Raw genomic sequence first — 13,765 nt, 5'->3', positions numbered from 1 at the left:
TGTAGGAGCCCCGCCCTCGGGGCGATGGGCCGTGGTCTGCGAGGCTTGATCGCGACGGGGGCGTCGCTCCTACAGGGGATACCCTGCATTTTGTAGGAGCCCCGCCCTCGGGGGGATGGGTAGTGGTCTGCGAGGGTTTTCGCGACGGGGGCGTCGCTCCCACAAAAAGCCTACAAAAAGCCCACAAAAAAGCCCACGAAATACCATGCAAGGGCGTCTCGTGGGCTTTGGCTTTTATAAGCCCTTTTCAGATCACACCATCGGCAAAGGCAAAGCACGCAAGCGCTTGCCGTTGATCGATGCGATCGCGTTGGCAATGGCCGGGGCCAAGGGAGGCAGGCCCACTTCGCCAATGCCGCCGGGGTGGTTGTCGGTGGGCATCACCTTCACAAACACTTCGGGCGCTTCGTTGGCACGCAGCACTTGGTACTTGTTCAGGTTGGTTTGCTGGGGCTCACCGGCCCGGAAGTCCATGTGCTCATGCAAGGCGGCAGACAAGCCAAAGATCACCGAGCCTTCAATTTGCGCCTGCACGTTTTGCGGTTGCAAAGCGTGACCGCAATCCACCGCCGACCAGACCTTGTGCACCTTGGGACGGCCGTTGACGATGGAGACTTGCACCACCATGCCGCAGAAGGTGTTCCAGGCGTCAGAGAACGCCAGGCCCAGTGCGTGGCCTTTGGGCAGCTTGGCTTTGCCCCACTGCGACATGTCGGCCACCGCTTTGAGCACAGCCTGACCACGCGGGTTTTTCTTGAGCAAGTCCAGGCGGTAGTCGAGTGGGTCGGCTTTCACGCCACGCGCCACTTCGTCGATCAGGGTCTCGATGGCGAACTTGGTGTAGCCCGGACCCACCGCACGCCAGAACCCAGCCTGGATGCCGCGCTCTTCGATCATGAACTGCACGCTGTGGTCGGGAATGTCGTAAGTGATTTCGGTGCCTTCCATCACAGGCGCGTCTTTGCCGCCTGCAGCCTTGAATGCTGGCGGCACGACGCGGGCGTACACGCCTTCGGACACCACGCGGTGCAACAAGCCCACCAACTTGCCCTGCGCGTCCACACCGGCCACCAAATGCTGGCCGGTCATGGGGCGGTACTTGTCGTGTGTCATGTCGTCTTCGCGCGTCCAGATGACCTGGATCGGCGTGCCCGGCATGGCCTTGGCCACCAAAGCCGCATCGGCCGAGTAATCGGCCTCCACCCGGCGACCAAAACCACCGCCGAGCAAGGTGATGTTGACCTTGATGTTTTCGGGCTTGAAGCCACCCGCGCCCCCCACCGTGCCGGTGACAAACGAGGCCGATTGGGCGGGTGCCCAGACTTCGATCTTGTCGCCGTCCACACGCGCTGTGCAGTTCATGGGCTCCAGGCAGATGTGGCTCACCATCTCGCTGGTGTAGGTGGCGCTGAAGGTTTTGCTGGCACCTGCCAACTTGGCCGCTGCGTCGCCGTGTGCGATGAAGGCCACGCCTTTGTCGTTCAGGTCTTCCGCACGCTTGGTGTATTCCACACGCATTTGGTCGGTGTACTGCACGCGTGCCTTGGAGTTGCGGCTCCAGACCACTTTGAGCTGGTCGCGTGCGATTTTGGCCGTGTAAAACGAATCGGCCACCACAGCCACGCCATAAGGCAAACGCACCACGTTCTTCACGCCAGCCACCGCGCGGGCAGCGCTGTCGTCCACGCTCTCGGGCACTTCGCCTTGCACCGGGGCACGCAGCACCGAGGCCCACAGCATGCCGGGCAAACGCTGGTCAATGCCGTACAGGGCCTGGCCGCTCGACTTGGCGGGCACGTCGACGCGGGGAATGTCTTTGCCAATCAGGCGGAACTGCGCCATGGGCTTGAGCATGCTCTTGTCCACCTTGGGCAGCTCGGCTGGAACCGTGGCCACTTTAGCGATGTCGGCATAGGTCATGGCACGGCCACCGCTGTGGATCACGCGGCTGGCTTCGGTGCGCAGCTCGGCAGCGGGCACACCCATGGCCTGGGCTGCCGCGTTGACCATGACCAGACGGGCCTGGGCACCGGCCAGGCGCAGCGGCTCGTAATAGCCTTGCACCGTGCGCGACGCGCCCGTGGTCATGCCGCCGCCAAACTTGGGGTTGCCAAAGCGCTTGGGGTCGCTGGGCGACTGCACCACGCGCACCTGGCTCCAGTCCAGGTCCATCTCTTCGGCCAACAGCATGGGCATGGCGGTCATGGTGCCTTGGCCCATTTCGGAGGCGGGCGACATCAAGGTCACCACGCCGTCCAGGCCGATGTTGATCCAGCTGTTGGGGCCAAAGCCACCCGCGCTGGGGGCTTGGGCCAGCGCCAGCTCGGTTTGTGTGAGGCCAAAAGACAGGCCCAGGGCCAAACCGCCTGAGCCGAGGATGAAGGAGCGGCGAGAGACGCTGGGTGTCAGTGGGGTGTTCATGGTTTTCATGCCTTGCCTCCTTGGAGGGTTTTCTGGGCGTGCGAGACCGCGCTGGCGATCTGGTTGTAGGTGCCGCAGCGGCAGATGTTGCCGCTCATGGCTTCCAAAATCTCGGTGCGGCTGAGGTTCTTTTTGACCATGCTGATCACCTTGGCAGCGGTCATGAGCTGACCCGACTGGCAGTAGCCGCATTGCGGCGCTTGGGCTTTGACCCAACCGGCTTGCAAAGCTTGACCGGTGGGGGTCTTCATCAGGCCTTCGACGGTGGTGATGTCTTTGCCCTCAGCCGCCGACACGGGCAGCGAGCATGAACGCACCGGCTGACCGTTCAGGTGCACCGTGCAGGCGCCGCACTGCGCAATGCCGCAGCCGAACTTGGTGCCCGTGAGGTTGAGCTTTTCGCGGATGACCCACAGCAAAGGGGTCTCCGGCTTGGCATCGACCGAGACGGCCTCGCCATTGACTTTCATTCGAACCATGTGTCTCTCCAAAAGTGTCTTTTGATGCAGCTTGCCTGAGGCAGCACAAAACCCAACGCCTTGCGCCTGCACCGTTAACTCATGAAGTTAAATCGAGCGCTGTGACCAGCGTGTCGCCCAAGGCTCAATCTCGGGCAAACCCTGAGGGGTGGTGTGGCTGGGTGGATTCAGGCCAAGATCACTGGCCCTCATTGGGCTCAGGGCACCAAGACCATGCCACAGTTTTTGACTGCGCCGCGATCAAAAGTCATGGTTTGGGTGCAGCCCGCAGCAGCGGCTGATCTTTCAACCAAGCAGTCGGCAAAATCACCCGATGAATCCCGAAAAAGGCGCACCGCACGCCAGACCACTTCGGCGTTTTCAATCACCAATTCTTTGGTTCTGAGCAGGGCTTCCAGCGCAGTCACCAATTGCGCACGGCTCAACTCGTAGCAAGACGACAGCACCCAAACCAATTCAACGATCGACACCAGCGTGACAAAGCCCGGCTTGTCCACACTCAGGGCATCCAGTAAACGAACGGCTTGTGCCGACTGTTTGGCATCGTCTTGCATGATGTAGCGCACCAGCACATTGGTGTCGAGCCCCATCATTTGGCAGAGGCTCCTCGTGCGGCAATGGCGGCATTCATGTCTTGTATGGAGACGGGTTTGCTGGGCTTTTTGAACATGCCCTTGAGTTCACTCAAGGACCGTGTTGCGGCCATGAATTCATACCGACCAGGTTCGATCTCCACAAATTCAACCCGATCCCCAGTGCCGACATGCAAGGCCGCACGGATCTGGGCCGGGATGGTGATTTGACCTTTACCGGTCACAGTGGCAGTTGTCATGCGCTAACTCCTCAATCCTTACTTGATTGTAAGGCGCGTGAGCCATTCAAGCGATAGACCAAGGCCCCCCAAGGGGTCTTGCACCGCCTCAATTCACCAAGCCACACACCGTCTTCGAGCCTGACCAATTGCTGAGCGCCTGGCTCAAATCCGTGCCTCGGCGCAAGGCGGTCATTTCGGCCACGATGCTCAGCGCAATTTCGGGGGGCGTCAATGCGCCCAGGTTCAGGCCCACGGGGCCGTGCAGTTGGCGCACCTCTTCTTCGCTCACATCAAAGTCGAGCAAGCGTTTGCGGCGCTGCGCGTTGTTGTGCAGCGAACCCAATGCGCCCACATAAAACGCGGGGGTGCGCAGTGCTTCCATCAAGGCCAGGTCATCGAGTTTGGGGTCGTGCGTGACGGCCACCACCGCGCTGTTGTGGTCCAGGCGCATGGCCAGCACCAGGTCGTCGGGCATCTCTTTGGACAAAGTCACACCGCTCATGGCTTCCCAGCCTTCGTGGTATTCGACGCGCGGCTCGCACACCGTGACCTGGTAGTCCAGCATCACGGCCATGGCGGCCAGATAGCGTGACAACTGACCACCACCAATGATGAGCAAGCGCAGGCGTGGGCCGTGCACCGTGGTCAGGCTTTGGCCGTCAAACTGCAACTTGTCGCCTTCGGTGGCCGCACTCATGCGCACCATGCCGGTGGCCATGTCCATGCGGCGCTCCACGCGCTGGTGTTGCTCGATCAGCACCAGCAATTCGCGCAGCTGCGACTGGGCCGACAGTGGCTCCAACACCACCTGCACCGAGCCGCCGCAGGGCAGGCCAAAGCGGCGCACCTCTTCGGCGGTTTGGCCATAAGTGGTGGTGTCGGGCAGGCGCAGGGCCAGCTCGCCAGCGGCCACGCGGCGGATCAGATCGTCTTCAATGCAGCCACCGGACACCGATCCGGCCACCTGGCCGTCGTCACGGATGATCATGAGCGAGCCAGGGGGCCGTGGGGCCGAACCCCAGGTGCGCACCACCGTGCCCATGACCACGCGGTGGCCCCGGCTTTGCCAGTCGAGGGCGGTGCGGATGACGTCAATGTCGATGCTGTTCATGTTTGTCTCCGTTTTATTGTGCAAAAAATGGGGTTCCCTGCCCCGTCAAAATGGACGAGGCAAGCCCGCCGAAGGGGGCACGGCCCAGCGCCGCAAACCATGCAAAATTTGCACCGCCGCCAACACCCCCAACAAGGCAAAGGCCGACTGCACGGCCAGCGGGCCTTGCCAAGGACTGAGAAACCCCACCCAGGCCAGCAAGCCTGGCCCGAGCAAAAGTGCCAAACCACGCTGCACACCCGGTGGCCACCGCACAGCAGACCCCACCGGCATGCGGTGACGCCCCAGATGCACAGCCCAAGCCAAGGAGGGCAGCAGCATGGCCAACACCCCATGCACCACACTGTCGCCCAGCAGCATCAAGGGGCCCATGATCAGAAAACCCAGGCTGATGAAACTCAGGCGTTCATGCGCCAGGGCATGGCCAACGGGCATCCACCACCGCATGACCCCCGCCACCAAGGCGGGCAAACCCGCCATCAACACCAAATGCGAGGTGGCCATCCACGCCAGTGACAGGTTCAAACCCGCACACCATGCGTTGCCCAGCCACAGACTGCCCATCATCAGCCCCATCGCCGAAGCTGGCAGCACCTGCGGCAAACTGGCCTGCACCCCCCTGCACACGCCAGCTTGCCAAGCACCAAGGCGGTCTCGCGCATGCAACACGGCCGCACACAGGGCCAGCAACACACTCGCGCCCAAAGGGGACAGCAGCAGGCTGCCCGGCATGCGCCAGGCCAAGTAAGTCAACCCGGCCGCCACCAAGGGGTGCCATGCCAGACGGCCCAAAGTGAAGGTGCTGGACTGGCTGCGGGTCTCGATCAAGCCACACCACACCCCCCACAGCACCGCCACCGCCAGCAAGGCCGCATGGGCCGCACTGTGTCCCGACAACAAGTCAGGCCACCACACGCCCCAGGCCGTCAGCAATCCCAGCAAACCCATCAAGGCTGGGGTCGCCTGCAAGGTCCAGACACGGCCACGGCTGAGCAGTCGCGCGGCCCACCACAGCACCACCGCCAAAACGCCACTGGCCCATGACCACCCCAGTCGCATGCCTTGCTCACCCAGCCAAAGCCAAGCGAGCAAAACCACCGTCCATTGCGCCACCTCACCGGCATGGACCAGCGCATGAACAGACACCGGGACCAAACCAGGCTGACCAGTTGCCACGGGGCGATGGCGCTCAGACATGCGCATACCCATGCAATTGGTCCGACCCCCCGGCCGCGTGCACGCTCACATTGAAGGACACGATCACCCGGTCAGCCGTGCCGTGGTAGGGCATGGCCTGGTGCGCCAGCCACGACGGAAACACCACCAACTGGCCCGGCACCGGTTCGATGTCGAGGTGGGCGTTTTGCAAATAAGCGTTGCCAAAATCCATGGCCGCGCCGCCCAGGCGGTTGAAGTGGGGACCATAAAAACGCGTCACGCCATTGGCCGCGCCCAGCACTGGGTGCTGGCAGCGCTGCTCGGGCGGGTCGACCTGCAGGCAATACACGCCCGACCACGAACAGTTGCCGTGCGTGTGCACATCGTGGTGGCTGCCCTGGCTGGAGATTTGGAACCAGATGCCGCGCAGCGCGATCTGAAAGCCGGGCTTGGCCTCGGGCCAGGCACCCTGGTTGGCCAGCACCACGGTCTGGCGCACGCTGTCCACGATGAAGCGCACCAGCTGTTCCCATTCCGACAGGCGGATGCGTTGCAGCAAATCGTCACGGCTGGCGTAAAAGGCTTTGGGCTCACCCGACACGATGGGGTCGGTGGCCCGCATGGTCTGAAAAACGCGCACCAGCACCTCGTTGACGGCCTCGGCTTGCGCAAACCGGTGCACGCCGATGGGCGTGTGCCACAGCGTGTGGAGCGGGTCGGGCTGGATCATGGCGGTGCCTGCCGGTTTCAAGCGGTGACCATCAAATCAGCTGGCCACTTGAGCTGGTGGCCGGTGCGTGCCGCCAGCGCGGCAATGTCTTCGGGTGTGTCCACATCGGTGCGGTAGCGGTTGTTGCTGCACGCCCAGTGGTGCACTTGCTCGGGGTGGGCCGTCTGCCATTGGCGGCAACCCACGTTGGCTGCGCCCGCCAAAATTTGCTCGCGCACCTCGGTGCTGAACATGACCGGGTTGCCCGGCAAGCCATCGACCGTGGGCTGCACGACTTGCGTGCCTGTTGGGCGCTTTTTGTAAGCCCCAATCAGATCGTTGATGTCTTGCGAGTTGATCAGCGGCTGGTCGGCCAGCGCCACCAGCACCGCGTCCAGCTTGGGCGACAGCGCCTGCAAGCCCAGCCGCAGCGATGAAATCTGCCCGGCGTCCGGGTCGGGGTTGCGCACCAGCGTCACCGGAAATTCCTTAACAGCCTCTTCGATGCGATCCGCGTAATGGCCCAACACCACCACCACCTCGTCCATGCCCGCGCCCGACAATGCGATCAGCTGGCGGCGAATGAGGGGCACGCCACCCAATTCGAGCAAACTTTTGGGGCGATGCCCCATGCGCGAGCCCGAACCCGCAGCCAGCAGCACCGCGCCCACCGCCACGCGGCTGTACAAGCCCCCGCCCCCTTTGAGAATGCAACCCATGTTCAGCCTCCGCAGCAAGAAGATTTGACCGATACTGGCACAGCCGCCAGGGCCAATGCAGGCTCGACGGTCCGGCTCGGGACAGCATCGGTCGCCGTGTCAGCGGCTTGGCCTGCGGCCTGTTTGGACCCACCGCAGCAAGCGCTGGCCGCCACCGGCGCAAGGGCCTTGGACTTGACGGCCTCCTTGGGCTCGGTGGCCGCAGTGGTTGAGCAGCAAGACGACGACCCAGCAGCCGCTGTAGCAGATGGTGTAAGCGCTGAAGCAGCCATGGACGCTGTCAAAGCAGCCTGAGACGCAGGCGCTGAGGATTCACGCCCACGCCGAGCTGCCACCACCGAAGTCAGCACCGACAAGGCGATTTCTTCGGGGGTTTGCGCACCGATGAATTCACCCGCTGGGGCCACGATGCGGGCCACAGCGGCCGGGTCTTCGCCGCTGGTCACCAGCGTGTCGAGCAACACCGCCGCTTTGCGGGCGCTGGCCACAAACCACAGGCCTTGCGGCTGCAGGGCCAGCGCGGCTTTGAGGCCTTGCAGGTCGCGGCGGCCTTGTGTGGCCACCACCACAAAGGGTGACGACAGCCGGGCGCTCACGCCAGCGGCATCGTCACTGTTCAGCACCGTGTCGGCATCGGGAAAATCAGCGGCCTGTGCGCCCTGTGCCACCACCGCCACGCGCAAACCCACGCGGGGGGCCAGGCCCACCAAAGCACGCGCCACGGGCGAGTTGCCCACCACGGTCAACATGGCCGAGGGCATGACCGGGTCGATGAACAATTCGAGTGTGCCGCCCGAGTGGCAGGCCATGCCAAATTCGAGCACATCGCCCAGATCGCGCTCGGCACTTTCGTCGGAGGGGGCAATGCGGATCTTGCGCGGCTGGCCGTCGAGCAAAGCACGGCGCACGGTCTTGATGACCGCCGGTTGGGCGCAGCCGCCGCCGATCCAGCCGTGGATTTGACCGTCGGGCGTGACGACCGCTTTGTCGCCCGCTTTGCCCGAGGTGGGGGCTTGGGCGCTCAAGACCGTGACCAAGGCAAAAGGCTGGTCCGCGCTTTGCAGGCGGGCAGCTTGGGTGATCCATTCGTTGCGGTTCATGGCGTTCTCCTTGAATGTCTAATGTCAGTGCAGCACATGCCGGGCTGCCGCCAGATCGGCCAGGCTGGCCAGCGGCACAAAGCGGTCAATCATGGCACGCGCTCGCTGCAAGGCCCCGGCCGCAGGCACCTGGCGCGTGGGGTGGAACCAGGTGATGCGGGCACCGCGTGCACGCACCTCCTGCAGCGCTGCGCTCAAAAATTCAGGCCCATCGGTGTCAAAGCCGTCCGAGAACACCCACACACGGGCACCCCGGTTGAGCTGGGCGCGGGCGTGGTGCCGGGCAAAGTCTTGCAAGCTGGCGGCAATGCGGGTGCCGCCGCCAAAACCAGCCGTCACGGCGTTCACTTTTTCCTGAATGGCGGGGGTGTCGCGCTGCATGTAGGGCGTGACCTCGGCCAGTCGGGTGTGAAACACAAACACCCGGGCATCTGCCTCCAGCGCAAAAGCACGGGCTACGCGCAAAAACAAGGCGGCGTGTGATTCCATCGAGCGGCTCACATCGGCCAGGATGAACAGGCGCGGCGGCTCCACGCGTTTGACTTTCCAGGCCGGCTGCAGCAACTCGCCGCCCCAGCCCACGCTGCGACGCAGGGTTTGGCGCAAATCCAGGCGCTGCCCGCGTGGGGCCACGCGCCAGCGGCGGGTGGCGCGGGGTTGCAGCTTGGCCGTGATCTGGCGGGCCAGATTTTGCAGGGCGCTGAGTTCTTGCGGCATCCACATCTGGCCGTCGCGCTGGTGCAGGGCTTCGGTGCGGCTGGCACCGCCTTGGGCGCGGGGCGTGCCTGCGTCTTGTTCGTCATGCGGGCTCGATGCCGAGTCACCCGCAGTTTGGGGCGCTGTTTGGGGGCTGCCGGGTTGGCTGGCCGGTTGTTGGGCCGCGTCCATCTGATCGTGCAGGGCCTGCACGCTTTGACGCAAGTTGCGGCTAGGCCGGGTTTGGCCACTGACCTTGACGCCGCCGCGCAGTTTTTCGGGATGCCAAAAACGCTCGTACACATCGGCCCACAGCTGCCACTCGCGCTGGCTGTGGCAGGCAATGGCCCGCCAAGCGGCTTGCAAAGGGCGCTCGTGCACAGGGCCAAAGTACAGCATGGCTTGCAACATGGCCTGCTGCTCGGCCACGCCCACCGTGAGGCCGTGGTCGCGCAAGAGCGCAGCAAAACCGGCCAGTCGCTCTGAGGGCGCGGTGGCGGGCGAGGTGCTCATGCCGCCACTTTGGCTTGTTCGTTGGCGTTTTCGGCCACGCCCACGGTGCGGCGGCCTTCGACCAGCTGGCGCAGGCGGTCGGCGCCCATCACAAAGCGGTCTTCGCGGGTCTTGAGCAGGCAGCCCAGGGTGCCCAACACGGCCGACATGTCTTCGGGCAAGTGGCTGTGGCGCAGCTGGAACAGCGCACGCACCCAGTCCAGCGTCTCGGCAATGCCAGGGATCTTGGCCAGGTCTTCGCGGCGCAGGCGCTGCACGAACTGCACCGCGTCTTCCACCAAGCGGGTGTCGGCCTCGGGCAAGGCGGTTTTGACGATGGCGATCTCTCGCGCCAGCGTCGGGTAATCGAGGTAATGGTACAGGCAGCGGCGGCGCAAGGCGTCTGACAGCTCACGCGTGCCGTTGCTCGTCAAAATCACCTGCGGAATGTGGGTGGCGCGGATGGTGCCAATCTCGGGCACGGTGATCTGGTACTCGGCCAGCACTTCGAGCAAAAAGGCTTCAAAGGCTTCGTCGGCGCGGTCGATCTCGTCAATCAAGAGCACGCAGGGGCCGCTCTGGCTGATGGCACGCAGCAAAGGGCGCTCGAGCAAATACTCGCGGCTGAACACGTCGGACTCGCGCACACGGCCAGCGCCATCATGACTGCCGCTATTTTGGGCCGCTTCGCTCATGCGGATCGCCATCAACTGGCGGCCGTAGTTCCACTCGTAAGCGGCTTGTGCCAGGTCCAAGCCCTCAAAGCATTGCAGGCGAACCAAGGTGGCGTTTTGTGATTGGGCCAAGGCGGTGGCCAAGGCGGTTTTGCCCACGCCCGCATCGCCTTCGAGCAACAGCGGGCGTTGCAAAGCCGACGCCAGCCACACGGTGGTGGCCAGGTCGGCATCGGCCAGATAACCCGAGCGCTGCAGCCGCTCACGCAGCAAGCGCTCTTGCTCGGCGGGGGTGGCAGCGGTGGCGCTCAGGTCTGGCGTCGTCATGCTCAGGCTTTCTTGCCAACCAAACCACCGAACCAGCTCTTGAGCAAAGCCCAGAAGATGGCCAGGCCGTTGATCTCGCGGGCCACCACGGGCGCAGCAGGCGCTGCCGCTGGCGCTGCGGCCTCGGTAGACGAAGCCACCGTTGCAGCGGCTGGCGAGCCTTCGGCCGCTGGCAAGGTCAGCGCTGTCTGGCGGAAGTTCTCGACAAACTGCGCCAGCAGCATGTCGGACACCTGCACCATCATGCGGCCGCCAAATTGCGCGAACTTGCCGTTCACGATCACCGCCGCTTGGCCGTTCAATATGCAATGCGCCGGATTGGCCGGGTCGGCGGTGATGATCGCGGTCAGGTCCATCGAGGCGGACGAGCCGCCCTTGTCAGCACCTTTGCCGCGCAAGACCATCTTGCGCTCGGCGGCCACCGCTTCGATCACGTCCACGGTACCACCGAACTGGGCCACAGCCGGGCCGACCTTGACCTTGACGCCGCCCTTGAACGAGGTCTCGGACAGCTGCTCGGTGATTTCCGCACCGGGCATGCAGTTGGCAGTCGCCTTCAGGTCGGTCAGCAGGGCCCAGGCCCGTGCCGCATCCACATCCAGCGGGTATTGTTTGTCGAGTTTGACTTCCATGATGGTTCCTGATTACAAAGCGGCGCCGTGCTCGCGCAGCGCTTTCCAGGTGCGGAAAGCGTTGTGCGGCATGTCCAGGTGCGTGACACCCAGGTGCGAGAAGGCATCGACCACAGCCGAAGTGAAGGTGGGGATCGAGCCGACGTGGGGCGATTCGGCGACGCCCTTGGCACCCAGAGGGTGGTGTGGCGAAGGGGTCACGGTGTGGTCGGTTTCCCAGTGCGGGGTTTCCACGAAGGTGGGCAAGAAGTAGTCCATCAGCGTGTTGCCCAGCAAGTTGCCCTGTGCATCGAATGGCATTTGCTGGCCCATGGCCACGGCAAAACCTTCGGTCAGACCGCCGTGGATCTGGCCGTCGATGATCATCGGGTTGATGCGGGTGCCGCAGTCGTCCAGCGCATAGAAGCGGCGGATTTTGGTCTCGCCCGTGGCGCGGTCGATGTCCACCACGCACAGGTAGATGCCGAAGGGGAAGGTGAAGTTCGGTGGGTCGTAGTAGTGCACGGCTTCCAGGCCTGGCTCCAAGCCATCTGGTGGCTGGTGGTAAGCCTGCCATGCCACATCGGCCATGGTTTTGTACTTGCTGTCGTCGCCCTTGACCTTGAAGCGGTCCACTTCCCAGTCGAGGTCGTTTTCGTTGACTTCGAGCATGTGGGCGGCGATCTTGCGGGCCTTTGCGTGAATCTTGCGAGCAGCCAAAGCAATGGCGGCACCGGCCACAGGCGTGGAGCGTGAACCGTAGGTGCCCAAGCCGTAGGGCGCGGTGCTGGTATCGCCTTCTTCGACCTGAATCACTTCAGACGGAATACCCAACTCGGTGGCGATGATCTGCGCGTAGGTGGTCTGGTGGCCTTGGCCTTGCGTGATCGTGCCCATGCGGGCGATGGCGCTGCCGGTGGGGTGGATGCGGATTTCGCAGGAGTCGAACATGCCCACGCCCAGGATGTCGCACATCTTGGACGGGCCAGCACCCACCACTTCGGTGAAGGTGACCAGGCCAATGCCCATCAGCGTGGGGCTGTTGGGGTCAGCGCGTTTGGCTGCTTGCTCGGCACGCAGACCTTTGTAGTCCACGGCTTCCAGCACTTTGTCCAAAGCGGTTTGGTAGTCGCCCGAGTCGTATTCAAAACCGAAGGCGCTGGTGTAGGGGAACTGTTCTTTCTTGACGAAGTTCTTGGCGCGGATCTCGGCCTTGTCCATGCCCAGCTTTTGCGCCAGCACGTCGACCATGCGCTCGATCAGGTACACCGCTTCGGTCACGCGGAAGGAGCAGCGGTAAGCCACGCCACCGGGGGCCTTGTTGGTGTAGACGCCTTTGACGCTGGCGTGTGCAGCTGGAATGTCATACGAGCCTGAGACGATGTGGAACATGCCGGCAGGGAACTTGGTCGGGTCGGCACAAGCGTCAAACGCGCCGTGGTCGGCCACCACGTTCACGCGCAGGCCGGTGATCTTGCCGTCGGCCGTCGCAGCCAATTCGCCGTCCATGTGGTAGTCACGGGCGAAGGCGGTGGACGAGATGTTTTCGATGCGGTCTTCGACCCACTTGACGGGGCGGCCCAGCACGATGGAGGCCACGATGGCGCAGACATAACCGGGGTAGATGCCGACCTTGTTGCCAAAGCCGCCACCGATGTCGGGGCTGACGATGCGCACTTTGGATTCGGGGATGCCCGAGAGCATGGACACCACGGTGCGCACCACATGGGGGGCTTGCGAGGTGATGAAGGTGGTCAGGTCGCCCTTGATCGGGTCGAAGGAAGCGACGCAGCCGCAGGTCTCCAGCGGGCAAGGGTGCACGCGGGGGTAGTACATGTGCTGCGACACGGTCACTTCGGCTTTGTCAAAAGCGGCGTCAGCAGCCGACTTGTCACCGGCATCCCACGTGAAGATGTGGTTGTGGTGGTCACGCTTGCCGTGTGCGCCTTCCGTCTTGCCAGCCAAATCGTCACGGATCACGGGGGCGCCGGGCTGCAAGGCGGCATACGGGTCGAGCACCACGGGCAGCTCTTCGTATTCGATCTCGACGGCTTCCACCGCGTCAGCGGCGATGTAGCGGTCGTCAGCGATGACGATGGCGACTTCCTGCATCTGGAAGTGCACCTTCTCGTCGGCCAGCACAGCGGCCACGTCACCCGCGAGGGTGGGCATCCAGTGCAGCTTCAGGGGCTTCAAGTCGTCGGCAGTCAGCACGGCGTGCACGCCGGGGATGGCCAGGGCGGCTTCTTTGTTGATTTTGACGATGCGGCCGTGGGCGATGGGGCTGCGCACGATGTCCATGTGCAACATGCCGGGCATCTTGATGTCGTCAACGTAGTTGCCCTTGCCCTGGATGAAACGGGCGTCTTCTTTGCGCAGGCGCGATGCGCCCATGCCAGCCAGCGCGAGTTCGCGGGCTTCAGCGGTTTGTACCGGTGCGTTCATGTGTGTCTC

13 protein-coding genes are annotated in these 13,765 nt (G+C 63.7%); all 13 read right to left on the bottom strand.

Annotation, left to right across the window (positions count from 1 at the left end; genetic code table 11):
- Positions 1-252 precede the first annotated feature (252 nt).
- Positions 253-2,430, bottom strand: coding sequence for a xanthine dehydrogenase family protein molybdopterin-binding subunit (locus B9Z48_RS03135; RefSeq protein WP_108377093.1), 2,178 nt, complete (start codon positions 2,428-2,430; stop codon positions 253-255).
- Positions 2,427-2,900: a (2Fe-2S)-binding protein gene (locus B9Z48_RS03130; protein ID WP_108377092.1), complete on the bottom strand. Its 474-nt coding sequence runs from the start codon at positions 2,898-2,900 to the stop codon at positions 2,427-2,429. The genes B9Z48_RS03135 and B9Z48_RS03130 overlap by 4 nt, the downstream gene beginning before the upstream one ends.
- Before the next feature lie 197 nt (positions 2,901-3,097).
- Positions 3,098-3,493: a PIN domain-containing protein gene (locus B9Z48_RS03125; protein ID WP_108377091.1), complete on the bottom strand. Its 396-nt coding sequence runs from the start codon at positions 3,491-3,493 to the stop codon at positions 3,098-3,100.
- Positions 3,490-3,732, bottom strand: a complete 243-nt coding sequence (locus B9Z48_RS03120; protein ID WP_108377090.1) for an AbrB/MazE/SpoVT family DNA-binding domain-containing protein — start codon at positions 3,730-3,732, stop codon at positions 3,490-3,492. Before B9Z48_RS03120 ends, B9Z48_RS03125 begins: the two co-directional genes overlap by 4 nt.
- Before the next feature lie 88 nt (positions 3,733-3,820).
- Complete coding sequence (locus B9Z48_RS03115) at positions 3,821-4,825, bottom strand: XdhC family protein (protein WP_108377089.1); 1,005 nt, start codon at positions 4,823-4,825, stop codon at positions 3,821-3,823.
- Between the two features lie 45 nt (positions 4,826-4,870).
- A complete protein-coding gene (locus B9Z48_RS03110) occupies positions 4,871-6,022 on the bottom strand; it encodes a hypothetical protein (protein ID WP_146186225.1) in 1,152 nt (383 codons plus the stop codon).
- Complete coding sequence (locus B9Z48_RS03105) at positions 6,015-6,734, bottom strand: TIGR02466 family protein (RefSeq protein WP_233261003.1); 720 nt, start codon at positions 6,732-6,734, stop codon at positions 6,015-6,017. Before B9Z48_RS03105 ends, B9Z48_RS03110 begins: the two co-directional genes overlap by 8 nt.
- Positions 6,731-7,411 carry an NTP transferase domain-containing protein gene (locus tag B9Z48_RS03100; protein ID WP_108377087.1) on the bottom strand — a complete coding sequence of 227 codons (681 nt, stop codon included), beginning with the start codon at positions 7,409-7,411 and terminating at the stop codon, positions 6,731-6,733. The genes B9Z48_RS03105 and B9Z48_RS03100 overlap by 4 nt, the downstream gene beginning before the upstream one ends.
- A gap of 2 nt (positions 7,412-7,413) precedes the next feature.
- A complete protein-coding gene (locus B9Z48_RS03095; RefSeq protein WP_108377086.1) occupies positions 7,414-8,511 on the bottom strand; it encodes an XdhC family protein in 1,098 nt (365 codons plus the stop codon).
- A gap of 24 nt (positions 8,512-8,535) precedes the next feature.
- Positions 8,536-9,720, bottom strand: a complete 1,185-nt coding sequence (locus B9Z48_RS03090; RefSeq protein ID WP_108377085.1) for a VWA domain-containing protein — start codon at positions 9,718-9,720, stop codon at positions 8,536-8,538.
- Complete coding sequence (locus B9Z48_RS03085; RefSeq protein ID WP_228769155.1) at positions 9,717-10,700, bottom strand: MoxR family ATPase; 984 nt, start codon at positions 10,698-10,700, stop codon at positions 9,717-9,719. The genes B9Z48_RS03090 and B9Z48_RS03085 overlap by 4 nt, the downstream gene beginning before the upstream one ends.
- A gap of 2 nt (positions 10,701-10,702) precedes the next feature.
- Positions 10,703-11,332, bottom strand: a complete 630-nt coding sequence (locus B9Z48_RS03080) for a CoxG family protein (protein WP_108377084.1) — start codon at positions 11,330-11,332, stop codon at positions 10,703-10,705.
- A gap of 12 nt (positions 11,333-11,344) precedes the next feature.
- Complete coding sequence (locus B9Z48_RS03075) at positions 11,345-13,756, bottom strand: aerobic carbon-monoxide dehydrogenase large subunit (RefSeq protein ID WP_108377083.1); 2,412 nt, start codon at positions 13,754-13,756, stop codon at positions 11,345-11,347.
- Positions 13,757-13,765 lie beyond the last annotated feature (9 nt).

The organism is Limnohabitans sp. WS1, assembly GCF_003063265.1.
In the GTDB taxonomy this organism is placed as follows: domain Bacteria; phylum Pseudomonadota; class Gammaproteobacteria; order Burkholderiales; family Burkholderiaceae_C; genus Limnohabitans_A.
The sequence above is the reverse complement of the archived record's forward strand: the minus strand, read 5'-3'. Positions and strand labels throughout refer to the sequence as shown.